General features: G+C 70.4%; 23 protein-coding genes. 18 read left to right on the top strand and 5 right to left on the bottom strand.

Annotation, left to right across the window (positions count from 1 at the left end; all coding sequences use genetic code 11):
• The first annotated feature begins 93 nt into the window (after positions 1-93).
• On the top strand, positions 94-2070 hold the full coding sequence (thrS, locus tag ABZZ20_RS13765; protein ID WP_356869610.1) for a threonine--tRNA ligase: 1977 nt from the start codon (positions 94-96) through the stop codon (positions 2068-2070).
• 37 nt (positions 2071-2107) lie between these two features.
• On the opposite strand, the gene ABZZ20_RS13760 is transcribed toward thrS, so the two are convergent.
• A complete protein-coding gene (locus ABZZ20_RS13760; RefSeq protein WP_356869609.1) occupies positions 2108-2773 on the bottom strand; it encodes a potassium channel family protein in 666 nt (221 codons plus the stop codon).
• Between the two features lie 67 nt (positions 2774-2840).
• Here ABZZ20_RS13760 and ABZZ20_RS13755 point away from each other — a divergent pair, with 67 nt between their 5' ends.
• A complete protein-coding gene (locus ABZZ20_RS13755) occupies positions 2841-3401 on the top strand; it encodes an HIT domain-containing protein (protein ID WP_356869608.1) in 561 nt (186 codons plus the stop codon).
• Between the two features lie 113 nt (positions 3402-3514).
• Here ABZZ20_RS13755 and ABZZ20_RS13750 read toward each other — a convergent pair whose 3' ends face one another.
• Entirely contained in the window at positions 3515-5182 is a 1668-nt protein-coding gene (locus ABZZ20_RS13750) for a hypothetical protein (protein ID WP_356869607.1), read from the bottom strand.
• 138 nt (positions 5183-5320) lie between these two features.
• The gene (locus ABZZ20_RS13745) at positions 5321-7516 is read right to left on the bottom strand and encodes an elongation factor G-like protein EF-G2 (RefSeq protein WP_356869606.1); all 2196 of its coding nucleotides are present in this window, start codon (positions 7514-7516) and stop codon (positions 5321-5323) included.
• A gap of 242 nt (positions 7517-7758) precedes the next feature.
• On the opposite strand from ABZZ20_RS13745, the gene pgsA reads away from it, so the two are divergent.
• The 15 genes from pgsA to ABZZ20_RS13670 all read left to right on the top strand — a co-directional run bounded on the left by pgsA (position 7759) and on the right by ABZZ20_RS13670 (position 23133).
• Positions 7759-8424, top strand: coding sequence for a phosphatidylinositol phosphate synthase (gene pgsA / locus ABZZ20_RS13740; protein WP_356869605.1), 666 nt, complete (start codon positions 7759-7761; stop codon positions 8422-8424).
• Positions 8424-9329 carry a phosphatidylinositol mannoside acyltransferase gene (locus ABZZ20_RS13735; RefSeq protein ID WP_356869604.1) on the top strand — a complete coding sequence of 302 codons (906 nt, stop codon included), beginning with the start codon at positions 8424-8426 and terminating at the stop codon, positions 9327-9329. Before pgsA ends, ABZZ20_RS13735 begins: the two co-directional genes overlap by 1 nt.
• Positions 9326-10495 carry a glycosyltransferase family 4 protein gene (locus ABZZ20_RS13730; RefSeq protein ID WP_356869603.1) on the top strand — a complete coding sequence of 390 codons (1170 nt, stop codon included), beginning with the start codon at positions 9326-9328 and terminating at the stop codon, positions 10493-10495. The genes ABZZ20_RS13735 and ABZZ20_RS13730 overlap by 4 nt, the downstream gene beginning before the upstream one ends.
• 129 nt (positions 10496-10624) lie before the next feature.
• Entirely contained in the window at positions 10625-11164 is a 540-nt protein-coding gene (locus tag ABZZ20_RS13725) for a hypothetical protein (RefSeq protein ID WP_356869602.1), read from the top strand.
• A gap of 194 nt (positions 11165-11358) precedes the next feature.
• The gene (gene pdxS, locus ABZZ20_RS13720) at positions 11359-12276 is read left to right on the top strand and encodes a pyridoxal 5'-phosphate synthase lyase subunit PdxS (RefSeq protein ID WP_356869601.1); all 918 of its coding nucleotides are present in this window, start codon (positions 11359-11361) and stop codon (positions 12274-12276) included.
• 6 nt (positions 12277-12282) lie between these two features.
• On the top strand, positions 12283-12876 hold the full coding sequence (pdxT, locus tag ABZZ20_RS13715; protein ID WP_356869600.1) for a pyridoxal 5'-phosphate synthase glutaminase subunit PdxT: 594 nt from the start codon (positions 12283-12285) through the stop codon (positions 12874-12876).
• Between the two features lie 57 nt (positions 12877-12933).
• Positions 12934-13686, top strand: a complete 753-nt coding sequence (locus ABZZ20_RS13710) for a YebC/PmpR family DNA-binding transcriptional regulator (protein WP_136210956.1) — start codon at positions 12934-12936, stop codon at positions 13684-13686.
• Between the two features lie 204 nt (positions 13687-13890).
• The gene (gene ruvC / locus ABZZ20_RS13705) at positions 13891-14421 is read left to right on the top strand and encodes a crossover junction endodeoxyribonuclease RuvC (protein ID WP_356869599.1); all 531 of its coding nucleotides are present in this window, start codon (positions 13891-13893) and stop codon (positions 14419-14421) included.
• Complete coding sequence (gene ruvA / locus ABZZ20_RS13700) at positions 14418-15050, top strand: Holliday junction branch migration protein RuvA (protein ID WP_356869598.1); 633 nt, start codon at positions 14418-14420, stop codon at positions 15048-15050. Before ruvC ends, ruvA begins: the two co-directional genes overlap by 4 nt.
• Positions 15051-15189: 139 nt before the next feature.
• Entirely contained in the window at positions 15190-16266 is a 1077-nt protein-coding gene (gene ruvB, locus ABZZ20_RS13695; protein ID WP_356869597.1) for a Holliday junction branch migration DNA helicase RuvB, read from the top strand.
• A gap of 164 nt (positions 16267-16430) precedes the next feature.
• On the top strand, positions 16431-16916 hold the full coding sequence (gene yajC, locus ABZZ20_RS13690; RefSeq protein ID WP_356869596.1) for a preprotein translocase subunit YajC: 486 nt from the start codon (positions 16431-16433) through the stop codon (positions 16914-16916).
• 152 nt (positions 16917-17068) lie between these two features.
• Positions 17069-18850: a protein translocase subunit SecD gene (gene secD, locus ABZZ20_RS13685; protein ID WP_356869595.1), complete on the top strand. Its 1782-nt coding sequence runs from the start codon at positions 17069-17071 to the stop codon at positions 18848-18850.
• Positions 18851-18853: 3 nt separating this feature from the next.
• Positions 18854-19909 carry a protein translocase subunit SecF gene (secF, locus tag ABZZ20_RS13680; protein WP_356869594.1) on the top strand — a complete coding sequence of 352 codons (1056 nt, stop codon included), beginning with the start codon at positions 18854-18856 and terminating at the stop codon, positions 19907-19909.
• A complete protein-coding gene (locus ABZZ20_RS13675; RefSeq protein ID WP_356869593.1) occupies positions 19906-20457 on the top strand; it encodes an adenine phosphoribosyltransferase in 552 nt (183 codons plus the stop codon). The genes secF and ABZZ20_RS13675 overlap by 4 nt, the downstream gene beginning before the upstream one ends.
• A gap of 207 nt (positions 20458-20664) precedes the next feature.
• Positions 20665-23133 carry a bifunctional (p)ppGpp synthetase/guanosine-3',5'-bis(diphosphate) 3'-pyrophosphohydrolase gene (locus ABZZ20_RS13670; RefSeq protein WP_356869592.1) on the top strand — a complete coding sequence of 823 codons (2469 nt, stop codon included), beginning with the start codon at positions 20665-20667 and terminating at the stop codon, positions 23131-23133.
• Positions 23134-23257: 124 nt separating this feature from the next.
• Here ABZZ20_RS13670 and ABZZ20_RS13665 read toward each other — a convergent pair whose 3' ends face one another.
• Together ABZZ20_RS13665 and ABZZ20_RS13660 are read right to left on the bottom strand one after the other, a co-directional pair.
• Positions 23258-24487 (bottom strand): DUF349 domain-containing protein, encoded by a 1230-nt coding sequence (locus ABZZ20_RS13665; protein WP_356869591.1) that lies wholly within the window; start codon positions 24485-24487, stop codon positions 23258-23260.
• Between the two features lie 188 nt (positions 24488-24675).
• Positions 24676-25458, bottom strand: a complete 783-nt coding sequence (locus tag ABZZ20_RS13660; RefSeq protein ID WP_356869590.1) for a peptidylprolyl isomerase — start codon at positions 25456-25458, stop codon at positions 24676-24678.
• A 164-nt stretch (positions 25459-25622) separates the two neighbouring features.
• Between ABZZ20_RS13660 and ABZZ20_RS13655 the strand changes: the two genes are divergently transcribed.
• Positions 25623-26345, top strand: coding sequence for an MBL fold metallo-hydrolase (locus tag ABZZ20_RS13655; RefSeq protein ID WP_356869589.1), 723 nt, complete (start codon positions 25623-25625; stop codon positions 26343-26345).
• Positions 26346-26351 lie beyond the last annotated feature (6 nt).

Raw genomic sequence — 26351 nt, 5'->3', positions numbered from 1 at the left:
GGTCGATATCCGTTTCGCGGCGGAGCCGTTCGGCTCGGTACGATTCAAGCGCGCAGCGTTCGCTCGCGCACCCCCAGAGTTCAGGAGAGACCGGTGTCAGACGTCCGTGTGATCATCCAACGCGATTCCGAGCGGGACGAGCGCGTGGTGGCCACGGGCACTACGGCGGCCGAGCTCTTCGCCGGCGAGCGCACCATCGTCGCCGCGCGCGTTGCGGGCGAGCTCAAGGACCTCTCGTACGAGGTCAAGGACGGCGAGACCGTCGAGCCGGTGGAGATCTCCTCCGAGGACGGTCTGAACATCCTGCGCCACTCGACCGCGCACGTCATGGCGCAGGCCGTGCAGGAGCTCTTCCCCGAGGCGAAGCTGGGCATCGGCCCGCCGGTCCAGAACGGCTTCTACTACGACTTCGACGTTGCGAAGCCCTTCACCCCCGATGACCTCAAGGCCATCGAGAAGAAGATGCAGGAGATCCAGAAGCGCGGCCAGCGCTTCGCCCGCCGCGTGGTCACCGACGAGGCGGCCCGCGAGGAGCTCGCCGACGAGCCGTACAAGCTGGAGCTCATCGGCATCAAGGGCTCCGCGTCGACCGACGACGGTGCGAACGTCGAGGTGGGCGGCGGCGAGCTGACCATCTACGACAACCTGGACGCCAAGACCGGGGAGCTGTGCTGGAAGGACCTCTGCCGTGGTCCCCACCTGCCCACCACCCGCAACATCCCGGCGTTCAAGCTGATGCGCAACGCGGCCGCCTACTGGCGCGGCAGCGAGAAGAACCCGATGCTCCAGCGCATCTACGGCACCGCGTGGCCGTCGAAGGAGGAGCTGAAGGCGCACCTCGACTTCCTCGCCGAGGCCGAGAAGCGCGACCACCGCAAGCTCGGCAACGAGCTGGACCTCTTCTCCATCCCGGACGAGATCGGCTCCGGCCTGGCCGTCTTCCACCCGCGCGGCGGCATCATCCGCCGGACCATGGAGGACTACTCGCGCCGCCGGCACGAGGAAGAGGGCTACGAGTTCGTCTACTCCCCGCACGCCACCAAGGGCGCGCTCTTCGAGAAGAGCGGCCACCTGGACTGGTACGCGGAGGGCATGTACCCCCCCATGCAGCTCGACGGTGGTACCGACTACTACCTCAAGCCCATGAACTGCCCGATGCACAACCTGATCTTCGACGCTCGCGGTCGCTCCTACCGCGAGCTGCCGCTGCGCCTGTTCGAGTTCGGCACCGTGTACCGGTACGAGAAGTCGGGCGTGGTGCACGGCCTGACCCGCGCCCGCGGCTTCACCCAGGACGACGCGCACATCTACTGCACCCGTGAGCAGATGGCCGAGGAGCTCGACCGGACGCTCACCTTCGTGCTGAACCTGCTCCGCGACTACGGTCTGACCGACTTCTACCTGGAGCTGTCGACCAAGGACCCGGAGAAGTTCGTCGGCTCGGACGAGGCCTGGGAGGAGGCCACCGCGGTCCTCCAGCAGGTCGCCGAGAAGCAGGGCCTCCCGCTGACCCCCGACCCGGGCGGCGCGGCCTTCTACGGACCGAAGATCTCCGTGCAGGCGCGCGACGCCATCGGCCGCACCTGGCAGATGTCGACGGTCCAGCTCGACTTCAACCTGCCCGAGCGCTTCAACCTGGAGTACACCGCCCCGGACGGCTCGCGCCAGCGGCCGGTCATGATCCACCGCGCCCTGTTCGGTTCGATCGAGCGGTTCTTCGCCGTACTGCTGGAGCACTACGCGGGTGCCATGCCGCCGTGGCTGGCCCCGGTCCAGGCGGTCGGCATCCCGATCGGCGACGGGCACGTGGAGTACCTCCAGGAGTTCGCCGCCGCGGCGAAGAAGAAGGGTCTGCGGGTCGAGGTGGACGCCTCCTCCGACCGGATGCAGAAGAAGATCCGCAACCACCAGAAGCTCAAGGTCCCGTTCATGATCATCGTCGGTGACGAGGACATGGCCGCGGGCACCGTCTCCTTCCGCTACCGCGACGGTTCGCAGGAGAACGGCATCCCCAAGGACGAGGCCCTCGCCAAGCTGGTCAAGGTCGTCGAGGACCGCGTCCAGGTCTGAGCCGCGCAGCACGTCACCGAGGGGCCCCCGGGGAACTTCATTTCCCCGGGGGCCCCTCTTCGTCCTCCCGGCGGAAGATCTGGATCAACCAGGACGAGAACGAGCCGGTCACCGCGCCCAACAGGGCAACACCGGCCGCCATCAGCCCGATCGCGATCAACCGGCCCGGCACGGTCACGGGGACGACGTCGCCGTAGCCGACCGTCGTGATGGTCTCGCACATCCACCACACGGAATCCCAGAAGGTGCGGATCGAGGAGCCGGGCGCCCGATGCTCGTGCTCGTAGACGCCTAGCGCACCGGAGAAGCCGAGCAGGACGACCGCCATGCAGGTGTACGTCATGACGCGGGCGTAGAGGCCGCGGCGCGGGCGGTCCATCTTGGCCTGCACCGCGTCGTGGACCTTGACGAGGCGCAGCGGTCGCAGCGTCGGCAGGAGGACCACCAACGCGTCCAGCCAGTGGCGGCGGATGAAGCGCAGCGGACGGAGATCGCTCAGTACCATCCGGATCGCGTAGTCCAGGATGAAGCACAGCCAGGTCGTGAAGACCACGCCACTGGCGATGTCGCGCAGGAGCCGATCGGTGTCGCCGGCGAGCACGCGGACCGCGTAGCCTGCGAGGAAGAACAGCGAGGCGAAGAAGAGGGGCAGCTCGGTACGGCGCTCCCAGGCTTGATCACGGGTCTCGGCTACGTCGTGCATGAGCCCAGCATCGCCGCTGTGCGACCGGTCTTCGCCCCGGCGACACGCCCTACGGGGGCAAGGTCATATGCTGCATCCCATGACCAGTGAGCCGGAGCAGCAGATGGGTGTGGGCACGCAGGACGCGTTCCAGCGTCTGTGGACGCCCCACCGGATGGCGTACATCCAAGGGGAGAACAAGCCGACCGGTCCGGAAGCCGGCGACGGCTGTCCCTTCTGCGGGATTCCGGAGTCCTCCGACCAGGACGGCCTGATTGTGGCCCGGGGCAAGCACGTCTACGCCGTGCTCAACCTGTACCCGTACAACGGCGGTCACCTGATGGTGGTGCCGTACCGGCACGTCGCCGACTATACGGAGCTCGACGCCGCCGAGACGGCCGAGCTGGCCGACCTCACCAAGCGGGCCATGACCGCGCTGCGCAAGGCGTCCGGGGCGCACGGCTTCAACATCGGTATGAACCAGGGCGCGGCTGCGGGGGCCGGGATCGCCGCGCACCTGCACCAGCACATCGTGCCCCGCTGGGGCGGGGACACGAACTTCATGCCGGTCGTCGGCCACACCAAGGTGCTGCCGCAACTTCTGGCGGACACGCGCCAGATGCTCGCCGACGCCTGGCCCTCCGAGTAGCGCCGGCGGCCGGGCCCCGCGCACCGTTGCCGCGTCCCGTGCACCGGGCACCGGCCCGGGCGGCGGGGCCCCGGCCGGGCGGCGGGCGACGCCGTCCGGCCACAGGGGGCCCGCTACGCCTCGTAGACGTCGGCCTTGCGCGGGGACGCGTCCTGGACGAGCCCGCTGACGATCATCGAGCGGTTGCTGAAGCGGTCGATGTCGGCGCCGTTCTCCTCCAGGACCCGCATCGCGGCCGCGTGCACCGCCCGCAGGACCGGGGTCGCGGCGCGCAGCGCGTCATCAGCCATGAACCGGTGGCGCCAGGGCTGGCCCGCCCAGACGTGGCGCAGGCCGAAGGGCTCGGGCAGGACCAGCTTCCCGCCGAAGAAGTCGAGGATCGGCGGGAACCAGGTCAACGGGGCGCGGACGGCGAGGCGGACCACCTCCTGGGCGTCCACCAGCGGGAGGGGCCGCTCCACGGTCTCCCAGAACCGGATGGACTTCGGCACCTCGACGGTCGGGGCCGCGGACTTGCTGGTGAACAGGCCGTGCACGGGTCCGAGCGCGTGGCCGGTCACCTCGACGCGCAGGGTCTTGTAGAGCACGGTGACCGTCACCAGCATGGTGATCACCAACTGGCCGTCCCAGAGCGGGTACTGGATGCCGAGGTAGTGCCGGTTGCCACCGCTGAACTGCTGCTCGTTGCAGATCCGGGTGATCTCGTGCGACTTGATCAGGAAGGTGTCCACGTCCGCTCCGGTGGGGCGGGCCACCTCCGCGGCGCCCTCGCCGACCGGAGTGACGATCCAGTGCTGGATCGAGGCCGGCGGCAGTCCCCCGGTGTGCAGCGGGCCGCGCTCCAGCTTGCGCAGTTCGGTGTCGATCGCACGTATGACGTCCCAGCTGCGGAACGGGTGGATCTCCATGCCCTCGGTCTTGGGGACGAGCTCCTCCGCCATCTGCCAGCTGCCCCAGCGGGTGCCCATGCCGAGGATGCCCTTGGGGCCGGCGTAGAAGACGGAGTTGCTGCGGTCCTCGGCCGTGAGCTTGGCGAGCGAGTGGCGCAGGTCCTCGCGGGCCTTCTCGTCGGGGTTGCCGGGCACCGCCTCCGGGATCTTGGCGCCGATGCCGTTGCCGGCGAGCAGCCCGTCCCAGCGTGAGCGCAGGTCGGCGGCGGTGGCCTCGCAGATGCGGCGGGCGAGGAGCCAGCCGACGGCGGGGGCGATGATCATGCCGCGTAGGTAGAGGCCGAGGAAGCCGGTGAACGGCAGCCGGAACATGAGGACGGCCGCCACGACGGCGACCCCGACGAGCAGCAGGGTGCCCATCCAGGAGGAGTGCTTGCCCTCGCTGCCGGCCAGGGTCCTGCGGAGCTGGAACAGGCCCAGCCACAGCAGCAGGCCGGGCAGGAACAGTACGCCCGCGATCAGCATGATCAGCCGCAGCTTGCGGTCGCGCTCCTTGCGGATGCGGGAGGCGGCCAGGCAGTGCTCGACGACGGTCTGCGGGTCGAGGCCGAAGGACTGGATCAGCGGCTTGCGCCCGCTGGCGAGGGTGCGGGCCTCGACGGCCCGACAGAAGGCCTCGCCCAGGTTGGGTTCGAAGAGCGAGATCTTCGGAGGTTTGACCGTGGACTTGTGGTACTCGTTGTCGGCCGTGAGTATCGCGGACAGCTTCGTGTCCTTGCCGCCGTCCCGGTACGCGGCCGAGGCGAGCGCGTTGGTCGCCGCGGTCTGGCCGCCGGCCCCCTGAAGAGGCACCTGCGCCCCCGGCCTGAAGTCGAATCCGTCGTCCGCCACCGCTGCCCCCATCGCTGTGCGTTGTGCCCTTTTGGCGCGCAGATGAGCCTATCGGCGTATCTCTTCCCATGGTCATGGGACAGGGAAAAGCCGCCCACCGCAAGACGATTGGGTGGGCGGTCCCTGGCGCTACGTCAATCAGGTTCCCTTCTCGGCCTGTTCGCGCACCTTTTCCGCGATCTGGGGCGGCATCGGTTCGTGCCGGGCGTAGGAGCGGGTGAACCGGCCCGTGCCGTGCGAGACCGAACGCAGTTCGACGGCGTACCGGCCGATCTCGATCTCGGGGATCTCGGCGCGGACCTGGGTGCGGCCGGTACCGGCCTGTTCGGTGCCGACCACGCGCCCACGGCGGCCGGCGAGGTCGCTCATGACCGAACCGACGTACTCGTCGGGGACGAGGACGGTGAGCTCGGCGACGGGTTCGAGGAGGTGGATGCGCGCTTGGGCGGCGGCTTCGCGCAGGGCGAGGGCGCCGGCGGTCTGGAACGCGGCGTCGGAGGAGTCCACCGAGTGCGCCTTGCCGTCGAGGAGGGTGATGCGTACGTCGACCAGCGGATAGCCGGCCGCGACCCCGCGGGCGGCCTGGATGCGTACGCCCTTCTCGACGGACGGGATGAACTGGCGGGGCACGGCGCCGCCGACGACCTTGTCGACGAACTCGATGCCGCTGCCGGGCGGGAGCGGTTCGACTTCGATCTCGCAGATGGCGAACTGGCCGTGACCACCCGACTGTTTGACGTGACGGCCGCGCCCGGCGGCCTTGGCGCCGAAGGTCTCGCGCAGGCTCACCTTGTGGGGGACGGGATCGACCTGGACCCCGTAGCGGGCGCGCAGCCGTTCGAGGGCGACGTCCTGGTGGGCCTCGCCGAGGCACCACAGGACGACCTGGTGGGTGTGCGGGTTCTGTTCCAGCCGCATCGTGGGGTCCTCGGCGACGAGCCGGGCCAGGCCCTGGGAGAGCTTGTCCTCGTCGGCCTTGCTGTGGGCCTCGATGGCGAGGGGGAGCAGCGGGTCGGGCATCGGCCAGGGCTCCATCAGCAGGGGCCGGTCCTTGGCCGAGAGGGTGTCGCCGGTCTCGGCGCGGGTGAGTTTCGCCACGCACGCGAGGTCGCCGGCGATGGCCTGGGCCAGGGGCCGCTGCTGTTTGCCGAAGGGGGTGGAGAGGGCGCCGATCCGTTCGTCGACGTCGTGGTCCTCATGCCCGCGGTCGGTGAGGCCGTGGCCGCTGACGTGCACGGTCTCCTCGGGGCGCAGCGTGCCGGAGAAGACGCGGACGAGGGAGATGCGGCCGACGTAGGGGTCGGAGGAGGTTTTGACCACTTCGGCGACGAGGGGCCCCTCCGGGTCACAGGTGACGGCCGGGCGAGTGGCGCCGTCCGGTGCGGTGACGGCGACGGGGGCCCGTTCCAGCGGGGTGGGGAAGCCACCGGTGATCAGTTCCAGGATCTCGACGGTGCCGAGGCCCTGGCGGGCGCCGTCGGCGGCGGGGGCGGCCATCAGGACCGGGTGGAAGGTGCCGCGGGCCACGGCGCGTTCGAGGTCGTCGACGAGCGTCTTGACGTCGATGTCCTCGCCGCCGAGGTAGCGGTCCATGAGGCTCTCGTCCTCGCTCTCCGCGATGATCCCCTCGATGAGGCGGGAGCGGGCGTCGGCGATGAGGGCGAGCTCGGCCGGCTCGGGGTCGCGCTCCACGCGTTCCCCCGAGGTGTAGTCGTACACGCGCTGGGAGAGGAGGCCGAGGAGCCCGGCCACGGGGGCGTGTCCGTCGGGGCCGGCGGGGCCGTACAGGGGCAGGTGGAGCGGTACGACGGCGTCGGGGTCCTCGGCGCCGAAGATCTCGCCGCAGACGGTGGTCATCTGCGCGTAGTCGGCCCGGGCCGCTTCCAGGTGGGTGACGACGATGGCGCGGGGCATGCCGACGGCCTCGCACTCGTCCCAGACCATGCGGGTGGCGCCGTCGATGCCGTCCGAGGAGGAGACGACGAAGAGGGCCGCGTCCGCGGCGCGCAGGCCGGCCCTGAGCTCGCCGACGAAGTCGGCGTATCCGGGGGTGTCCAGGATGTTGATCTTGATTCCGCCCCATTCGACGGGGACGAGGGACAGCTGCACCGACCGCTGCTGCCGGTGTTCGATCTCATCGTGGTCGGAGACGGTGCTGCCGTCCTCGACCCGGCCGGCCCGTTTGACGGCTCCGGCCGTCAGGGCCAGGGCCTCGACCAGTGTGGTCTTGCCGGCTCCGCTGTGGCCGACCAGCACGACGTTCCGTACGGAGGACGGTCGGTCGGCCGTCGGTGCCCTGCCGGCGGCTCCGGCTTGGTGTGATGTGGCTCCCATGGTGCTCGTGCCTCCCGGTGTGACGGTGAGGAGGATGATCGGGGTCCTTCGAGCTTTGCACTGGCGTCACACTGCGTCCATACGTAGTACCCGGCGCGGTCCGGAGCGCGGCGCGGACACCGGCCGGCGATCGTCCGGCGCGAACCGGTGGGTGCGCGGCGGTACGGGCCCGGGGCGCTGGCTACGATGGGCCAGCCGGTGGCCGACGGGGCCGTGCGGCCCACCGACCCTCCGGGAAGGCCATGCTGAACAAGTACGCGCGTGCATTCTTCACGCGTGTTCTCACGCCATTCGCCGCATTTCTGCTCCGGCGGGGGGTGAGCCCGGACGCCGTCACCCTCATCGGCACGGCCGGAGTGGTGGCGGGAGCGCTGGTCTTCTTCCCCAGGGGAGAGTTCTTCTGGGGCACGATCGTCATCACCCTGTTCGTGTTCTCCGACCTGGTGGACGGGAACATGGCCCGCCAGGCCGGTGTCTCCAGCCGCTGGGGCGCCTTCCTCGACTCCACGCTCGACCGGGTGGCCGACGCGGCGATCTTCGGCGGCCTCGCGCTCTGGTACGCGGGCTCCGGGAACGACAACGCGCTGTGCGCGGTCGCGATCTTCTGCCTGGCCAGCGGTCAGGTCGTCTCGTACACCAAGGCCCGTGGCGAGTCGATCGGCTTGCCGGTGGCCGTCAACGGGCTCGTCGAGCGCGCCGAGCGGCTGGTGATCTCTCTCGTCGCGGCGGGTCTGGCCGGGCTGCAGACCTTCGGGGCGCCCTCGTGGCTCGGCGTGCTGCTGCCGATCGCCCTGTGGGTCGTGGCCGCGGGCTCGCTCGTCACCTTGATCCAGCGGGTGGTCACCGTACGCCGCGAGGCGGCGGAGGCCGACGCGCAGGCCTCCGCGTCCGAGGCGGGAGCGGCCTGATGGGCACGGTGCAGGACCGGCTCGTGGACGGGCTGTACGGGCTCGGTTGGGCCGCGGTGAAGAAGCTGCCGGAGCCGGCCGCCGTGGCCCTCGGCCGCCGGATAGCGGACTTCGTTTGGAAGAAGCGCGGCAAGGGCGTGCTGCGGCTGGAGTCGAACCTGGCCCGGGTCGTGCCCGACGCCGGACCTGAGCGGCTTCGGGAACTGTCCCGGGCGGGCATGCGCTCGTACATGCGGTACTGGATGGAATCCTTCAGGCTGCCGACCATGGACCCCGAGCGCTTCAGCACGGACGTCGAGTTCGAGGACGAGCACCTGCTGCGCGAGGCACTCGCCTCCGGGCGCGGAGTCGTCGTCGCCCTGCCGCACCTGGCCAACTGGGACCTCGCTGGCGCCTGGGCCATCGGCCACATCGGCGTCCCGTTCACCACGGTCGCCGAGCGGCTCAAGCCGGAGACCCTCTACGACCGCTTCGTGGCCTATCGGGAGAGCCTCGGCATGGAGGTGCTGCCCCACAACGGCGGCGTGGCCTTCGGGACCCTCGCCCGCCGGCTCCGCTCCGGAGGCCTGGTGTGCCTGGTCGCGGATCGCGACCTGTCGGCCTCCGGGGTCGAGGTGGACTTCTTCGGTTCGGCGGCGCGCATGCCGGCCGGGCCGGCGCTGCTGGCCCAGCAGACGGGGGCGGTGCTGCTCCCGGCGACCCTGCACTACGGGGAAACGCCGAAGATGTACGGCCGGATCCACCCCGAGGTGGCGGTGCCGAAGGCCGGCACCCGGACCGAGAAGACATCCGTCATGACCCAGGCGGTGGCCGACGCGTTCGCCCGGGGGATCGCCGAGCACCCGGAGGACTGGCACATGCTCCAGCGATTGTGGCTGGACGACCTGGAGGAGCGCTCCGCGTGAAGATCGGCATCGTCTGCCCGTACTCGTGGGACGTACCGGGCGGCGTCCAGTTCCACATCCGGGATCTCGCGGAGCACCTGATCCGGCTCGGTCACGAGGTGTCGGTGCTGGCCCCGGCGGACGACGAGACACCGCTGCCGCCGTACGTGGTCTCGGCGGGACGGGCGGTGCCCGTGCCGTACAACGGTTCGGTGGCCCGACTGAACTTCGGGTTCCTCTCGGCGGCCCGGGTGCGGCGGTGGCTGCACGACGGCGTCTTCGACGTGATCCACATCCACGAGCCGGCCTCGCCTTCGCTGGGACTGCTGACCTGCTGGGCGGCGCAGGGTCCGATCGTGGCCACCTTCCACACCTCGAACCCGCGGTCCCGGGCCATGATCGCGGCGTACCCGATCCTGCAGCCGGCACTGGAGAAGATCAGCGCGCGGATCGCGGTGAGCGAGTACGCGCGCCGGACGCTCGTCGAGCACCTGGGCGGGGACGCCGTGGTCATCCCGAACGGGGTGGACGTGGACTTCTTCGCCTCGGCCGAGCCGAAGGCGGAGTGGGGCGGCCAGACCCTCGGCTTCATCGGCCGGATCGACGAACCCCGCAAGGGGCTCCCGGTCCTGATGGAAGCGTTCCCCCGCATCGTCCGGGATTGCCCGGACGTACGGCTCCTCGTGGCGGGACGCGGCGACGAGGAGGAGGCGGTGGCCTCCCTGCCCGCCGACCTGCGCTCCCGCGTGGAGTTCCTGGGTATGGTTTCGGACGAGGACAAGGCGCGCCTGCTGCGCAGCGTCGACGTGTACGTGGCCCCCAATACGGGCGGCGAGAGCTTCGGCATCATCCTGGTCGAGGCGCTGTCCGCGGGGGCCGCGGTGCTGGCCTCCGACCTGGACGCGTTCGCGCAGGTGCTGGACCAGGGGTCGGCGGGGGAGCTGTTCGCGAACGAGGACGCGGACGCGCTGGCCGTCGGCGCGGTGGCGCTGCTCCGCGATCCGGCCCGGCGGGCGGAACTGAGCGCACGCGGCTCGGCCCACGTCCGCCGCTTCGACTGGTCGACGGTCGGGGCGGACATCCTGGCGGTCTACGAAACGGTGACGGACGGCGCGGCGGCGGTGGCCACGGACGAACGCGTCCCCCTGCGCCACCGCCTGGGCTTCACCCGGGACCCCTCGGCCTGACGGCCTCCGCGCGCCGGCTTCCCGCGCAGCGGTCCGATGTGACACGGGACGCTGCGCGGGCGCGGGACGGCCGGGCGGCCCCGGGGGCGCGCGGTGCGGGTAACGCGGCGAAGAGTAGAGTCGCCGGCCGTGATCGAAACCCTTGTCTGGACTGCCCTGGCGCTCGGCGTCATCGGCGTCTACCTCAGCTGGACCGCCGGACGGCTGGACCGGCTGCACTCGCGGATGGACGCCGCCCGCGCCGCCCTCGACGCGCAGCTCGTACGGCGTGCGTCGGTGGTGCTCGAAGTGGCCACCTCCGGGGTCCTCGACCCTGCCTCCTCGATCGTCCTGTACGAGGCCGCCCACGGCGCCCGCCAGGCCGAGGAGGAGAACCGCGAGGTCGCCGAGAGCGAGCTCAGCCAGGCCCTGCGCGCGGTGTTCTCAGACGCCGCCCAGGTGGAAGTGCTCAAGGAGGCTCCCGGTGGTGAGGCCGCCGCCGAGGAGCTGGCCGCGGCCGTGCGCCGGGTGCCGATGGCGCGGCGCTTCCACAACGACTCCGTACGGGCCGCCCGCGCGCTGCGCCGCCACCGCAAGGTCCGCTGGTTCCGACTGGCCGGCCACGCCCCCTTCCCGCTGGCCTTCGAGATGGACGACGAGCCCCCGGTGGATCTTGCCGACCGGCCCTGAGCTGGTCGGGTGGGTCCGGGCGGCGTCGCGGGCTACGCACCCGGACCCACCCGGACCCGTCGAGTTGTACCCGACGGCCAACTTGGAAGGAGCCACCGGCTCCTCATTGGCCCTTGCGGTGGACTGGTCCGGGACGGTTTGCTCAGCCCAGTAGCAAACTGCAGCACCCGTCTTCCTTCGAGTGAGGTCAATCCGTGAGCACGCTTCCCTCCACCCCGCAGTCCGCTGAGTCCGCGATCGGCACCTCCCGCGTCAAGCGCGGCATGGCCGAGCAGCTCAAGGGCGGCGTGATCATGGACGTGGTCAACGCCGAGCAGGCCAAGATCGCCGAGGACGCCGGCGCCGTGGCCGTCATGGCCCTGGAGCGGGTCCCCGCGGACATCCGCAAGGACGGCGGCGTGGCGCGCATGTCCGACCCGAACATGATCGAAGAGATCATCGAGGCCGTCTCCATCCCGGTCATGGCCAAGTCCCGCATCGGTCACTTCGTCGAGGCCCAGGTCCTGCAGTCCCTCGGCGTCGACTACATCGACGAGTCCGAGGTCCTGACCCCGGCCGACGAGGTCAACCACTCCGACAAGTGGGCGTTCACCACCCCCTTCGTCTGCGGTGCCACCAACCTGGGCGAGGCCCTGCGCCGCATCGCCGAGGGCGCGGCCATGATCCGCTCCAAGGGCGAGGCCGGTACCGGCAACGTCGTCGAGGCCGTCCGTCACCTGCGCCAGATCAAGAACGAGATCGCCAAGCTGCGCGGCTTCGACAACAACGAGCTGTACGCCGCCGCCAAGGAGCTGCGCGCCCCGTACGAGCTGGTCAAGGAAGTCGCCGAGCTCGGCAAGCTCCCGGTCGTGCTGTTCTCCGCCGGTGGCGTCGCCACCCCGGCCGACGCCGCCCTGATGCGTCAGCTCGGCGCCGAGGGCGTCTTCGTCGGCTCCGGCATCTTCAAGTCGGGCGACCCGGCCAAGCGTGCCGCCGCCATCGTGAAGGCCACCACCTTCTTCGACGACCCGAAGATCATCGCGGACGCGTCGCGCAACCTGGGCGAGGCCATGGTCGGCATCAACTGCGACACCCTCCCCGAGGCCGAGCGCTACGCCAACCGCGGCTGGTAGTCGGTCATGACCCAAACCCCCGTGATCGGTGTCCTGGCCCTCCAGGGCGATGTACGGGAACACCTGATCGCCCTGGCCGCGGCGGACGCCGTGGCCAGGCCGGTCCGGCGTCCCGAAGAGCTCGCCGAGGTCGACGCCCTGGTGATCCCCGGCGGCGAGTCCACGACCATGTCGAAGCTCGCCGTCCTGTTCGGCATGCTGGAGCCGCTGCGCGAGCGTGTCCGTGCCGGCATGCCCGTGTACGGCACCTGCGCCGGCATGATCATGCTCGCCGACAAGCTGCTCGACGGTCGTGAGGACCAGGAGACGCTCGGCGGCATCGACATGATCGTCCGCCGCAACGCCTTCGGCCGGCAGAACGAATCCTTCGAGGCGAAGATCGACTTCGCCGGCATCGCCGGCGGCCCGGTCGAGGGCGTCTTCATCCGCGCCCCGTGGGTCGAGTCGGTCGGTGGCGCCGCCGAGGTGCTCGCCACGTACGACGGCCACACCGTCGCCGTGCGTCAGGGCAACGTGTTGGCCACCTCGTTCCACCCCGAGCTGACCGGCGACGACCGCGTCCACGCGTACTTCGTCGACATGGTGCGCGCGGGGCTGTAATCAGGTCCCGGTAGGATCGGGGACGAACACTGTTGGTGACGCGAAGGAGACAGGCGGATGTCCGGCCACTCTAAATGGGCTACGACGAAGCACAAGAAGGCCGTGATCGATGCCAAGCGCGGCAAGCTCTTCGCGAAGCTGATCAAGAACATCGAGGTCGCGGCCCGTATGGGCGGCGCCGACATCGACGGCAACCCGACCCTCTTCGACGCCATCCAGAAGGCCAAGAAGAGCTCGGTCCCGAACAAGAACATCGACTCCGCGGTCAAGCGCGGCGGCGGCCTTGAGGCCGGCGGCGTGGACTACGAGACGATCATGTACGAAGGCTACGGTCCCAACGGTGTCGCGGTGCTCATCGAGTGCCTCACCGACAACCGCAACCGTGCCGCGTCCGACGTGCGCGTCGCCATGACCCGCAACGGCGGTTCGATGGCCGACCCGGGTTCGGTCTCGTACCTGTTCAACCGCAAGGGCGTCGTCATCCTGCCCAAGGGCGAGCTGACCGAGGACGACGTCCTCGGCGCGGTGCTCGAGGCCGGAGCCGAAGAAGTCAACGACAACGGTGACACCTTCGAGATCATCAGCGAGGCCACCGACATGGTCGCGGTCCGCACCGCGCTCCAGGAGGCGGGCATCGACTACGACTCGGCCGACTCCAGCTTCGTCCCGACCATGCAGGTCGAACTGGACGAAGAGGGCGCGCGCAAGATCTTCAAGCTGATCGACGCGCTGGAGGACAGCGACGACGTGCAGAACGTCTTCGCCAACTTCGACGTCTCGGACGAGGTCATGGAGAAGGTCGACGCCTGATCCGGCATCAGCGGCGGGCCGGCGGGGAACACACCCCGCCGGCCCGCCGTCGCTTTGTGCGCGATGTCAGTGGCGCCGGATAGCCTGACGGCGAGCGGCGGCTGTTCGTCCGTTCGAGCCGTAACCATCGATGCAGGAACCACCGCGGCGATCAGCCGGGACCGCGAGAGCGGCGCCCGTTCAGGCGCAAAGGGGGAGGGGCGGGTGCGAGTTCTCGGCGTGGACCCGGGGCTGACGCGGTGCGGCGTCGGCGTGGTCGAGGGCGTCGCCGGCCGTCCGTTGACCATGATCGGTGTGGGGGTCGTACGGACCCCGGTGGATGCGGAGTTGGGGCAGCGGCTCGTCGCCATCGAGCAGGGCATCGAGCAGTGGCTGGACGAGCACCGGCCCGAAGTGGTGGCCGTGGAGCGGGTCTTCAGCCAGCACAACGTCAGCACCGTGATGGGGACCGCCCAGGCGAGCGCCGTCGCCATGCTCTGCGCCGCCCGCCGGGGACTCCCGGTGGCCCTGCACACCCCCAGCGAGGTCAAGGCCGCCGTCACCGGCGCCGGCCGGGCCGACAAGGCGCAGGTCGGGGCGATGGTCACCCGGCTGCTGCGGCTCTCCGCCCCGCCGAAACCGGCCGACGCCGCGGACGCCCTCGCACTCGCCATCTGCCACATCTGGCGGGCCCCCGCCCAGAACCGCCTCCAGCAGGCGGTCGCCCTGCACGCCTCGAAAGGCCGCCCCTCATGATCGCCTTCGTCAGCGGCCCGGTCGCCGCGCTCGCCCCCACCCTGGCCGTGATCGAGGTCGGCGGAGTCGGCATGGCCGTCCAGTGCACGCCCACCACCCTCTCCGGCCTGCGGCTGGGGGAGACGGCGCGCCTGGCCACCTCGCTGGTCGTACGGGAGGACTCCCTCACGCTGTACGGCTTCGCCGACGACGACGAGCGGCAGGTCTTCGAACTGCTCCAGACCGCCAGCGGGGTCGGCCCGCGGCTGGCCCAGGCGATGCTCGGGGTGCACAGCCCGGACGCGCTGCGCCTCGCCGTGTCGACGGGGGACGAGAAGTCCCTGATGGCCGTGCCCGGCATCGGCAAGAAGGGCGCCCAGAAGCTGCTGCTGGAGCTGAAGGGCAAGCTGGGCCAGCCGCTCGGCACCGGAGCGCTGGTCGGGGCCCAGCGGGCGGCAGCCGCGGGGCCCGCGCCGTGGACGGAACAGCTCTCCGCAGCCCTCGTCGGGCTCGGCTATGCCTCCCGAGAGGCGGAGGAGGCGGTCTCGGCGGTGACGCCGCAGGCCGAGGCGGCGATCGCCGCCGGCGGCAGCGCCCCCGTTCCGCAGCTCCTGAGGGCCGCCCTGCAGACCCTGAACCGGGCCCGCTGATCCGCAGCACCCCGCGGGGCCTCTCCCGGGCCCCGCGCGGGAGCCGGGGCAACGGGCGAGGGCCGGGGGACGGGAACTGCCCCGCGGGGGCCCCGCCCGGCCCGCACACGAAGAACGCACGAGACGAAGGCAGACACCCGTGAACTGGGACGACGACACCGACGCCACGACCGCAGGAGAGCGCATCGTGGCGCCGGCGGCGGACGGCGAGGACACCGCCATCGAGGCCGCCCTGCGCCCCAAGGACCTCGGCGAGTTCGTCGGCCAGGAGAAGGTCCGTCAGCAACTGGACCTCGTCCTGAAGGCGGCCCTCCAGCGCGGGGCCACCGCCGACCACGTCCTGCTGTCGGGTGCTCCGGGCCTCGGGAAGACCACCCTCTCCATGATCATCGCGGCGGAGATGGGTGCGCCCATCCGGATCACCTCCGGTCCCGCCATCCAGCACGCAGGCGACCTCGCCGCGATCCTCTCCTCCCTCCAGGAGGGCGAGGTCCTCTTCCTCGACGAGATCCACCGCATGTCCCGGCCCGCCGAGGAGATGCTGTACATGGCCATGGAGGACTTCCGGGTCGACGTGATCGTCGGCAAGGGCCCGGGGGCCACCGCCATCCCGCTGGAGCTGCCGCCCTTCACCCTCGTCGGGGCGACCACCCGGGCCGGTCTGCTGCCGCCGCCGCTGCGCGATCGTTTCGGCTTCACCGGGCACATGGAGTTCTACGCTCCCGAGGAGCTGGAACGCGTCATCCACCGCTCCGCCCGCCTCCTCGACGTGGAGATCGACACGGCCGGCGCCGCCGAGATCGCCGGCCGCTCCCGCGGCACCCCGCGCATCGCCAACCGCCTGCTGCGCCGCGTCCGCGACTACGCCCAGGTCCGGGCCGACGGAGTGATCACCCGCGAAGTGGCCGGTACCGCCCTCCAGGTCTACGAGGTGGACGCGCGCGGCCTCGACCGCCTCGACCGTGCCGTGCTGGAGGCGCTGCTCAAGCTGTTCGGCGGCGGCCCCGTCGGGCTGTCCACCCTCGCGGTCGCCGTCGGCGAGGAGCGGGAGACGGTGGAGGAGGTCGCCGAGCCGTTCCTCGTCCGCGAGGGGCTGCTCGCACGGACCCCCAGGGGGCGGGTCGCGACCCCCGCCGCATGGGCTCACCTGGGGCTCGTCCCGCCGCAGCACGGTGGGAGTGGATCAAGCGGACAACAGGGCTTGTTCGGGGCCTGACGGCGCGGAGGTTCGCCCCGTCAGGAACTGCGGTGCCATGCTGGGCGTTGTTCCATCGGTGCGGACTCGCCTAGACTCCGCCGATGCCGACCCTTCGGGTCGGTGTGCCCACCCCCGTAGAAACTGGCCGTCTCCCGTGCGGTCGTGAGAAGGATCTCCGTCCCGTGAATCTCATGACACTCCTCCCGTTCATCGTGCTCATCGGGGCGATGTTCCTGATGACCCGCTCCGCGAAGAAGAAGCAGCAGGCGGCCGCGCAGATGCGCGACCACATGACGCCCGGTACCGGCGTCCGCACCATCGGCGGCATGTACGCCACGGTGAAGGAGATCGGCGAGGACACCGTCACCCTGGAGGTGGCCCCCGGTGTCCACGCGATCTACGCGAAGAACTCCATCGGCGCCGTGCTGGACGACGCGGAGTACAACCGCATCGTCCACGGCACCGGTGACGATCTGACCCTCGACTCGCCCGTCGTCCCGGACGACGCCTCCTCGATCACCCTCGACAAGGGCGCGGACGAGACCGAGGCCCCGAAGCTCGACCTGGGCAAGAAGGACGAGCCCAAGGCGGACGAGCCCAAGGCCGAGGGGTCCGACGACACGGAGCCGAAGGACGGCAAGGCCGACGGCGAGGCCGGCGCGAAGTAGCGCGCGGCCGGGACCGCGAGGGCGCCTGACCGGCGACCGGCGCGGTCCCCGTCAGTGACACTTCTGCGGGGGGCAGGGGTCCCCACCACACATTTCGTGGCCGTCCGCGCGCTGACCCGGCGCGGGGCGGTTGGACAGGGAGATACGACAAGGTGGCAGCACCGAAGAAGGGCCGGCGGCCCACGGGGGCTCAGGGGAGGCCGGGGCGTGCCCTGGCGATCATCCTGATCGCAATGGTGGCGCTCACCGCGGGGATGTTCCTCACGAAGCAGACGACCCCCCGGCTGGGCATCGACCTCGCGGGCGGTACGAGCATCACGCTCAAGGCCAAGAGCGAGCCCGGCAAGCCGGACGCGATCAACGAGACCAACATGAACACGGCGGTCGGCATCATCGAGCGCCGCGTCAACGGTCTCGGCGTCTCGGAGGCCGAGGTCCAGACCCAGGGCCGCGACCACATCATCGTGAACATCCCCAAGGGGACGAACGAGAAGCAGGCTCGCGAGCAGGTCGGTACCACCGCCCAGCTGTACTTCCGCCCGGTCCTGGCCTTCGCGGACGGCGCCCCGGCGGCCCCCGAGGCCACGCCGAGCCCCTCCGTGAGCCCCTCCGGCGCTCCGAAGGCCGAGGGCAGCGCCAAGCCCAGCGCGTCGGTCACCCCGTCGTCCAGCGCCACTTCCCAGGGCCGTGTGCTCAGCGAGGCCCTCAAGGCCCCGAGCACCCCCACTCCCTCGCCCTCGGCGAGCGAGTCGAAGAAGGCAGACGACACCAAGGCTCCCGCTCCGACACCGGCCCCGTCAGGTGCCGACGCGGCTGCCGCCGACCTCCAGGCGAAGTTCGCCGCTCTGGACTGCACCAACGAGGCGCAGCGCGCCGCGGCGGGGAAGGGCGCCAAGCCCGAGGAGCCGACGCTCGCCTGTGGCAAGCGCGGCAACACCTGGGGCAAGTGGATCCTCGGTCCCGCCGGTGTCGCCGGTACGGACGTGAAGGACGCCAAGGGCGTCATCGACCCGCAGCGCGGTCAGTGGATCGTCACCATGCAGTTCACCGACAAGGGCGCCGACAAGTTCGCCAAGATCACCGGTGAGCTCGCCACCAAGCAGATGCCGCAGAACCAGTTCGCGATCGTGCTCGACGGCGAGGTCGTCTCCGACCCGTCCGTGAGCCAGGCGCTGACCGGCGGCAACGCCGAGATCTCCGGCGGCTTCACCCAGCAGACGGCGCAGGACCTGGGCAACATGCTCTCGTACGGCGCCCTGCCGCTCTCCTTCAGCGAGGACAGCGTCACCACCGTCACCGCCGCGCTCGGCGGCGAGCAGCTGAAGGCCGGCCTGATCGCCGGTGCCATCGGCCTGGCCCTCGTGGTGATCTACCTGCTCGTGTACTACCGGGGCCTGTCCTTCATCGCCATCGTCAGCCTCATGGTGTCCGCGATCCTCACGTACACGATCATGGCGCTGCTCGGCAAGGGCATCGGCTTCGCGCTCAACCTGCCCGCCGTCTGCGGTGCGATCGTGGCCATCGGCATCACGGCGGACTCGTTCATCGTGTACTTCGAGCGCATCCGCGACGAGATCCGCGAGGGCCGCACCCTGCGTCCCGCCGTGGAGCGGGCCTGGCCGCGCGCCCGGCGCACCATCCTGGTCTCCGACTTCGTGTCGTTCCTGGCCGCCGCGGTGCTCTTCATCGTCACGGTGGGCAAGGTGCAGGGCTTCGCCTTCACCCTCGGCCTGACCACCCTGCTCGACGTGGTCGTGGTGTTCCTCTTCACCAAGCCGATCATGACGCTGATGGCCCGTACGAAGTTCTTCTCCAGCGGTCACCCCTGGTCCGGACTGGACCCGAAGCGGCTCGGCGCCAAGCCGCCGCTGCGCCGGTCCCGTCGCACCGGCTCCGGTTCCGTCACCGCTCCCGTCGACGTAAAGGAGGCGTGAGAGATGTCGAAGCTGGGAGATCTCGGCGCCAGGCTGTACCGCGGTGAGGTCGGCTACGACTTCGTCGGCAAGCGCTTCATCTGGTACGGCGTTTCCATCCTGATCACCATCACGGCGATCGTGGCCCTGGCCGTACAGGGCCTCAACATGGGCATCGAGTTCAAGGGCGGTGCCGTCTTCACCACCCCGAAGACGGCCGTCTCCGTCGCCAGGGCGACCGAGGAGGCGGAGAAGGCCTCGGGCCACGACGCGATCGTCCAGGAGCTCGGTACCGGCGGTCTGCGCATCCAGATCTCGGGTCTGGACACGGACTCCGCGGCGGGTGTGAAGAAGCAGCTCGCCACCGACCTCAAGGTGTCCGAGGCCGACATCAACGCGGACCTGGTCGGTCCCAGCTGGGGCGACCAGATCGCGAACAAGGCCTGGACCGGCCTGGGCGTCTTCATGGTCCTCGTGGTGATCTACCTCGCCATCGCCTTCGAGTGGCGGATGGCGGTCGCCGCGCTGATCGCCCTGATCCACGACCTCACCATCACCGTCGGCGTGTACGCGCTGGTCGGCTTCGAGGTCACGCCGGGCACCGTGATCGGTCTGCTGACGATCCTCGGTTACTCCCTCTACGACACCGTCGTCGTCTTCGACGGTCTGAAGGAGGGCTCGAAGGACATCACCAAGCAGACCCGCTACACGTTCAGCGAGATCGCCAACCGCAGCATCAACGGCACCCTGGTCCGCTCGATCAACACCACGGTCGTGGCGCTGCTCCCGGTCGGTGCCCTGCTCTTCATCGGCGGCGGCTTCCTGGGCGCGGGCATGCTGAACGACATCTCGCTGTCGCTGTTCGTCGGCCTCGCAGCCGGTGCGTACTCCTCGATCTTCATCGCGACCCCGCTGGTCGTGGACTTCAAGGAGCGCGAGCCGTCGATGAAGGCGCTCAAGAAGCGGGTGCTCGCCAAGCGGGCGGCCGCGGCGGCGAAGGGCGAGTCCGCCGACGGGGACTACGAGACCGAGGACGCGCCGCAGATCGTGGCCCAGGGCCGCGCGGGACGGCGCCGGTGAGCGTGCTGTCCCCCGAGGTACATGAGCTGCTGCTCAGCCGGATCAAGGACGTCCCGGACTACCCGAAGCCCGGGGTGATGTTTAAGGACATCACCCCGCTGCTGGCGGACCCGAAGGCCTTCGCGGCCCTGACGCAGGCGCTGGTGGAGCTGGCCGGGCAGTACGGCGCGACGAAGATCGTCGGGTTGGAGGCGCGCGGGTTCATCCTCGCCGCCCCGGTGGCGGTGCAGGCGGGCATCGGCTTCGTTCCGGTCCGCAAGGCCGGCAAGCTGCCGGGGGCCACGCTCGCGCAGGCGTACGAGCTGGAGTACGGCACCGCGGAGATCGAGGTCCATGCCGAGGACCTGACGGCCGGCGACCGGGTCATGGTCATCGACGACGTCCTGGCCACCGGAGGCACCGCCGAAGCCTCGCTCTCGCTGATCCGGCGGGCCGGCGCGGAGGTCGCCGGTGCGGCGGTCCTGATGGAGCTGTCGTTCCTGCCGGGCCGCGAGCGGTTGGCCGGCGCCCTTGCGGGGGCCCCGCTGGACGTGCTCATCGTCGTCTGACGAAACCCACCGCGAAGCGGGCGGGTACCCCGGGACCCCGGGGTACCCGCCCGCTTCCGCATCACCGGGGGCCCGTGCCACGTCCGGGTGGTGGGCACGGCGAACGGGCCGGGGCAACCCTCGCTACCATGGTTTATCCGGACCTGACCGGGGCACCGGATCCTCCCCCCGGGACTCCGTCCGGGGGGGACCCCCAGAGGAGCGCTCTTGCCAGACGAGGTCCAGCCAATCTCCGCCGCGCAGCCCGACCCGCAGGCCGAGCAGGCCGCGGCTCACCCCGCCACGCCCCCGCCGGCCCCGCCCGTGAAGCCGGCGCCCGTGAAGCCGGCGCCCGTGAAGCCGGCGCCCGCGAAGCCCGCGTCCGCGAAGTCGGCCGGGTCCTCCAACCGCGTGCGCGCACGGCTCGCCCGCCTCGGCGTCCAGCGTTCCAACCCGTACAACCCGGTACTGGAACCGCTGCTCCGCATAGTCCGCAGCAACGATCCGAAGATCGAGACGGCCACGCTGCGCCAGATCGAGCAGGCCTACCAGGTGGCCGAGCGCTGGCACCGCGGTCAGAAGCGCAAGAGCGGCGATCCGTACATCACCCATCCGCTCGCGGTGACCACCATCCTCGCCGAGCTCGGCATGGACCCGGCCACCCTGATGGCCGGTCTGCTGCACGACACCGTCGAGGACACCGAGTACGGGCTGGAGGACCTGCGCCGCGACTTCGGCGACGCCGTGGCCCTGCTCGTCGACGGCGTCACCAAGCTCGACCGGGTCAAGTTCGGCGAAGCCGCCCAGGCGGAGACCGTCCGCAAGATGGTCGTCGCCATGGCCAAGGACCCCCGGGTCCTGGTCATCAAGCTGGCCGACCGCCTGCACAACATGCGCACCATGCGCTACCTCAAGCGGGAGAAGCAGGAGAAGAAGGCCCGCGAGACCCTTGAGATCTACGCCCCGCTGGCACACCGGCTGGGCATGAACACGATCAAGTGGGAGCTGGAGGACCTCGCCTTCGCGATCCTCTACCCCAAGATGTACGACGAGATCGTCCGGCTGGTGGCGGAGCGCGCCCCCAAGCGCGACGAGTACCTCACCATCGTCACCGACGAGGTGCAGGCCGACCTCCGGGCGGCCCGGATCAAGGCCACCGTCACCGGTCGGCCCAAGCACTACTACAGCGTCTACCAGAAGATGATCGTCCGCGGTCGGGACTTCGCGGAGATCTACGACCTGGTCGGCATCCGCGTCCTCGTGGACACGGTACGGGACTGCTACGCGGCCCTCGGCACGGTGCACGCGCGATGGAATCCGGTCCCCGGCCGGTTCAAGGACTACATCGCGATGCCCAAGTTCAACATGTACCAGTCGCTCCACACGACGGTCATCGGACCCAACGGCAAGCCGGTCGAACTCCAGATCCGCACCTTCGACATGCACCGGCGCGCCGAATACGGCATCGCCGCGCACTGGAAGTACAAGCAGCAGACCGTCGCGGGCGCCTCCAAGGTCCGCACCGACGTCCCGCAGGCCGCCAAGGGCAGCGCCGGCCAGGACACGGTCAACGACATGGCCTGGCTGCGGCAACTGCTGGACTGGCAGAAGGAGACCGAGGACCCGGGCGAGTTCCTCGACTCGCTGCGCTTCGATCTCTCCCGCAACGAGGTCTTCGTCTTCACCCCCAAGGGTGACGTCATCGCGCTGCCCGCCGGCGCCACTCCGGTGGACTTCGCGTACGCGGTCCACACCGAGGTCGGTCACCGGACCATAGGCGCACGCGTCAACGGCCGGCTCGTCCCGCTGGAATCGACCCTCGACAACGGCGACCTCGTCGAGGTCTTCACCTCCAAGGCCGAGGGCGCGGGCCCGTCACGCGACTGGCTCGGCTTCGTCAAGTCCCCGCGGGCCCGCAACAAGATCCGCGCCTGGTTCTCCAAGGAGCGCCGCGACGAGGCCATCGAGCACGGCAAGGACGCCATCGCGCGGGCCATGCGCAAGCAGAACCTGCCGATCCAACGCATCCTCACCGGCGACTCGCTCGTCACCCTCGCGCACGAGATGCGCTACCCGGACATCTCCTCCCTGTACGCGGCGATCGGCGAGGGCCACGTGGCCGCGCAGGGCGTCGTGCAGAAGCTGGTGCAGGCCCTCGGTGGCGAGGAAGCCGCCAACGAGGACATCGAGGAGAGCGTCCCGCCGTCCCGTGCCCGCGGCAAGCGGCGCGGCAACGCCGACCCCGGCGTGGTCGTCAAGGGCGTGGACGACGTCTGGGTCAAGCTGGCCCGCTGCTGCACCCCGGTGCCCGGCGACCCGATCATCGGGTTCGTCACGCGCGGCAGTGGCGTATCGGTTCACCGCGCGGACTGCGTCAACGTGGACTCCCTCTCCCAGCAGCCCGAACGGATGCTGGAAGTGGAATGGGCGCCGACCCAGTCCTCCGTCTTCCTCGTCGCCATCCAGGTCGAGGCGCTGGACCGGTCCCGGCTCCTCTCGGACGTCACCCGGGTCCTGTCGGACCAGCACGTGAACATCCTCTCGGCGGCCGTCCAGACCTCCCGCGACCGCGTCGCCACCTCCCGGTTCACCTTCGAGATGGGCGACCCCAAGCACCTGGGCCACGTCCTGAAGGCGGTACGGAGCGTCGAGGGCGTCTACGACGTCTACCGCGTCACCTCCGCCCGCCGGCCGTAGCACCGGCCGTCCGGCCGCACGAACGAGGGCCCCGGTACGCACGTACCGGGGCCCTCGTTCGTGCAACGGGCGAGCCCGGCCGACGCCAACCGACGTCAGCCGATCTCGGCCGATCTCAGCAGCTTCAGCCGCCGAACTCCTCCAGGCCCTTCAGCGCCTGGTCCAGCAGGGCCTGGCGGCCCTCCAGCTCACGGGCGAGCTTGTCGGCCTTCGCATTGTTGCCCGCGGCACGAGCCGCGTCGATCTGCTCGCGCAGCTTGTCCACGGCCGCCTGGAGCTGGCCCGTCAGACCGGCCGCACGGGCCCGCGCCTCCGGGTTCGTCCGACGCCACTCGCCCTCCTCGGCCTCCTGGATCGCCCGCTCCACCGCGTGCATGCGACCCTCGACCTTCGGACGGGCGTCCCGCGGCACGTGGCCGATGGCCTCCCAGCGCTCGTTGAGGGAACGGAACGCGGCACGGGCCGCCTTCAGATCCGTCACCGGGACGAGCTTCTCGGCCTCGTCGGCCAGCTCTTCCTTCAGCTTCAGGTTCTCGATCTGTTCGGCGTCACGCTCCGCGAACACCTCGCCGCGCGCCGCGAAGAACACGTCCTGGGCACCGCGGAAGCGGTCCCACAGGTCGTCCTCGGCCTCGCGCTGCGCCCGGCCCGCGGCCTTCCAGTCCGCCATCAACTCGCGGTAACGGGCGGCCGTGGGACCCCAGTCGGTCGACTTCGACAGCGACTCGGCCTCCGCGACCAGCCTCTCCTTGAGCTTGCGGGCGTCCTCGCGCTGCGCGTCCAGCGAGGCGAAGTGCGCCTTGCGGCGCTTGGAGAAGGCGGAGCGGGCATGCGAGAAGCGGTGCCACAACTCGTCGTCCGACTTGCGGTCGAGACGAGGCAGCCCCTTCCAGGTGTCCACCAGGGCACGCAGCCGCTCGCCCGCGCTGCGCCACTGGTCGCTCTGCGCCAGCTCCTCGGCCTCGGCCACCAGCGCGTCCTTGGCCGCACGGGCCTCGTCGGTCTGCTTGGCCTTCTGGACCTTGCGCTCCTCGCGCCGCGACTCCACGGTCGCGACCAGCTTGTCCAGCCGGACGCGCAGGGCGTCGAGGTCACCGACGGCGTGGTGCTCCTCCACCTGCGTGCGCAGGTGGTCGATCGCGGTCTGCGCGTCCTTGGCGGACAGATCGGTGGTCCGCACCCGCCGTTCGAGGAGGCCGATCTCGACCACCAGGCCCTCGTACTTGCGCTCGAAGTAGGCCAGGGCCTCCTCAGGGGTGCCCGCCTGCCACGAGCCGACGACCTTCTCGCCCTCGGCAGTACGCACGTACACGGTGCCCGTCTCGTCGACGCGGCCCCACGGGTCGCTGCTCACAGCGCCTCCTCCACCTGATGCCTGCGAGGGGTTCACCCCCTGGGCATCGTCCACAGTTTCCTGGGGCGGGCAGCGCCCGCCCTGCACAACGCCAACATAGGCGACCGCCGGGCCAGCTGTCCGCATCCCGCACGACGGAATATCGCCGTACGGGCGGTCGCCGGCCGGGCCCGCGGTCGCCGGACCCGTCAGTTCTGGCTGACGGCGCCCTTCTCGATGGTCACGGGGGTCTTCGGGGCCCCGTCCTGCGCGCCGTCGGCCGTGCCGGCCTTGGCCACCGCCTCAAGCGCCTTCAGGCCCGCCGCGTCGATCTTGCCGAACGGCGTGTACGACGGAGCCAGCGGGCTGTCCTTGTAGACCAGGAAGAACTGGCTGCCGCCGCTGTGCGGCTGGCCGGTATTGGCCATCGCCACCGTGCCCGCCGGGTAGATCACCTGACCCTGCTCGTTCGGCTTGCCCAGCGAGTCGAGGTTCTCGTCCGCGATGGTGTAGCCGGGGCCGCCCATGCCCGTGCCCTCGGGGTCACCGCACTGGAGCACGAAGATCCCGGAGGTGGTCAGGCGGTGGCACTTGGTGTTGTTGAAGAAGCCCTTGTCCGCGAGCGACTTGAACGAGTTGACGGTCTCCGGCGTCTTCGCCGCGTCCATCTCGAACTTGATCTCACCCGCGCTGGTCTTCAGGTCGAAGGTGTACTTCGCGTTCTTGTCGATCGCCATCGCCGGCGCAGGGGACTGCTTCGGCGTGGGCGAGGCCGACGGGTTCGCCGACGGGTCGGCCGCCTGGTCCTTCTTGTCCTTGTCGAAGACCCCGCCCACGACCAGGCCGACCAGCGTCGCGACCACCACGGCCACCGCCGCGCCGATCACCGCCGCTCGCTGCCGTGACTTGCGCTGGGCCTCGGCCCGGCGCTTCTGCTGGCGCTCGTACTTCTCCCTGGCGAGCTGTCGCCGCCGCTGATCGCTCGTGACCACCGGGTCGTCTCCTTGTACGTATCTGGCACCGCTGTCCGGGCTCGGATAGGCCGTACCGTATATGGGTTCGCTGTGTAACGAGCGGCGCCGGTAGGCTCTGAGCAGCAGCATTCCTATCCACGGCCGCTGCCGAAACTCCCACTGGACGACGATTGAGGACGAACGTGCTGATTGCCGGGTTCCCCGCAGGGGCCTGGGGGACCAACTGTTACGTGGTCGCCCCCGCCGCCGGTGAGGAGTGCGTCATCATCGACCCGGGCCACCAGGCCACCCGGGGTGTCGAGGAGACGCTGAAGAAGCATCGGCTCAAGCCCGTCGCGGTCGTCCTCACCCACGGCCACATCGACCATGTCGCCTCGGTGGTCCCGGTGTGCGGAGCGCACGACGTACCGGCCTGGATCCACCCCGAGGACCGCTACATGATGAGCGACCCCGAGAAGGCGCTCGGCCGCTCCATCGGGATGCCGCTCATGGGCGAGATCGCCGTGGGCGAGCCGGACGACGTCCGCGAGCTGACGGACGGCGCCGCGCTGAAGCTGGCCGGTCTGGACTTCACGGTGGCCCATGCGCCCGGCCATACCAAGGGGTCGGTGACCTTCAGGATGCCCGAGCTGGCTGACGTCCCGTCGGTCTTCTTCTCGGGCGACCTGCTCTTCGCCGGCTCCATCGGACGCACCGACCTGCCCGGCGGCTCCCACGCCGAGATCCTCGAATCGCTGGCCCGCGTGTGCCTGCCGCTCGACGACTCGACCGTGGTGCTGTCCGGACACGGCGGACAGACCACCATCGGCCGTGAGCGCGCGACGAACCCGTACCTGCGGGAGGTCGCCGCCGGCCTCGGAGCGACACCCAGTGATGCCGCGCCCGCTCCACGACGAGGAATGTGACGAGAG

The sequence above is a fragment of the Streptomyces sp. NPDC006430 genome (genome assembly GCF_040612395.1).
Taxonomy (GTDB): Bacteria; Actinomycetota; Actinomycetes; order Streptomycetales; family Streptomycetaceae; genus Streptomyces.
The sequence above is the reverse complement of the archived record's forward strand: the minus strand, read 5'-3'. Positions and strand labels throughout refer to the sequence as shown.

Bases quoted from the DNA above. Each gene is read 5' to 3' on its own strand.
- pgsA (WP_356869605.1), top strand. From the start codon at position 7,759: ATGCTGAACAAGTACGCGCGTGCATTCTTCACGCGTGTTCTCACGCCA.
- ABZZ20_RS13710 (WP_136210956.1), top strand. From the start codon at position 12,934: ATGTCCGGCCACTCTAAATGGGCTACGACGAAGCACAAGAAGGCCGTG.
- ABZZ20_RS13735 (WP_356869604.1), top strand. From the start codon at position 8,424: ATGGGCACGGTGCAGGACCGGCTCGTGGACGGGCTGTACGGGCTCGGT.
- ABZZ20_RS13760 (WP_356869609.1), bottom strand. From the start codon at position 2,773: ATGCACGACGTAGCCGAGACCCGTGATCAAGCCTGGGAGCGCCGTACC.
- ABZZ20_RS13745 (WP_356869606.1), bottom strand. From the start codon at position 7,516: ATGGGAGCCACATCACACCAAGCCGGAGCCGCCGGCAGGGCACCGACG.
- ABZZ20_RS13755 (WP_356869608.1), top strand. From the start codon at position 2,841: ATGCTGCATCCCATGACCAGTGAGCCGGAGCAGCAGATGGGTGTGGGC.
- pdxT (WP_356869600.1), top strand. From the start codon at position 12,283: ATGACCCAAACCCCCGTGATCGGTGTCCTGGCCCTCCAGGGCGATGTA.
- ruvA (WP_356869598.1), top strand. From the start codon at position 14,418: ATGATCGCCTTCGTCAGCGGCCCGGTCGCCGCGCTCGCCCCCACCCTG.
- secF (WP_356869594.1), top strand. From the start codon at position 18,854: ATGTCGAAGCTGGGAGATCTCGGCGCCAGGCTGTACCGCGGTGAGGTC.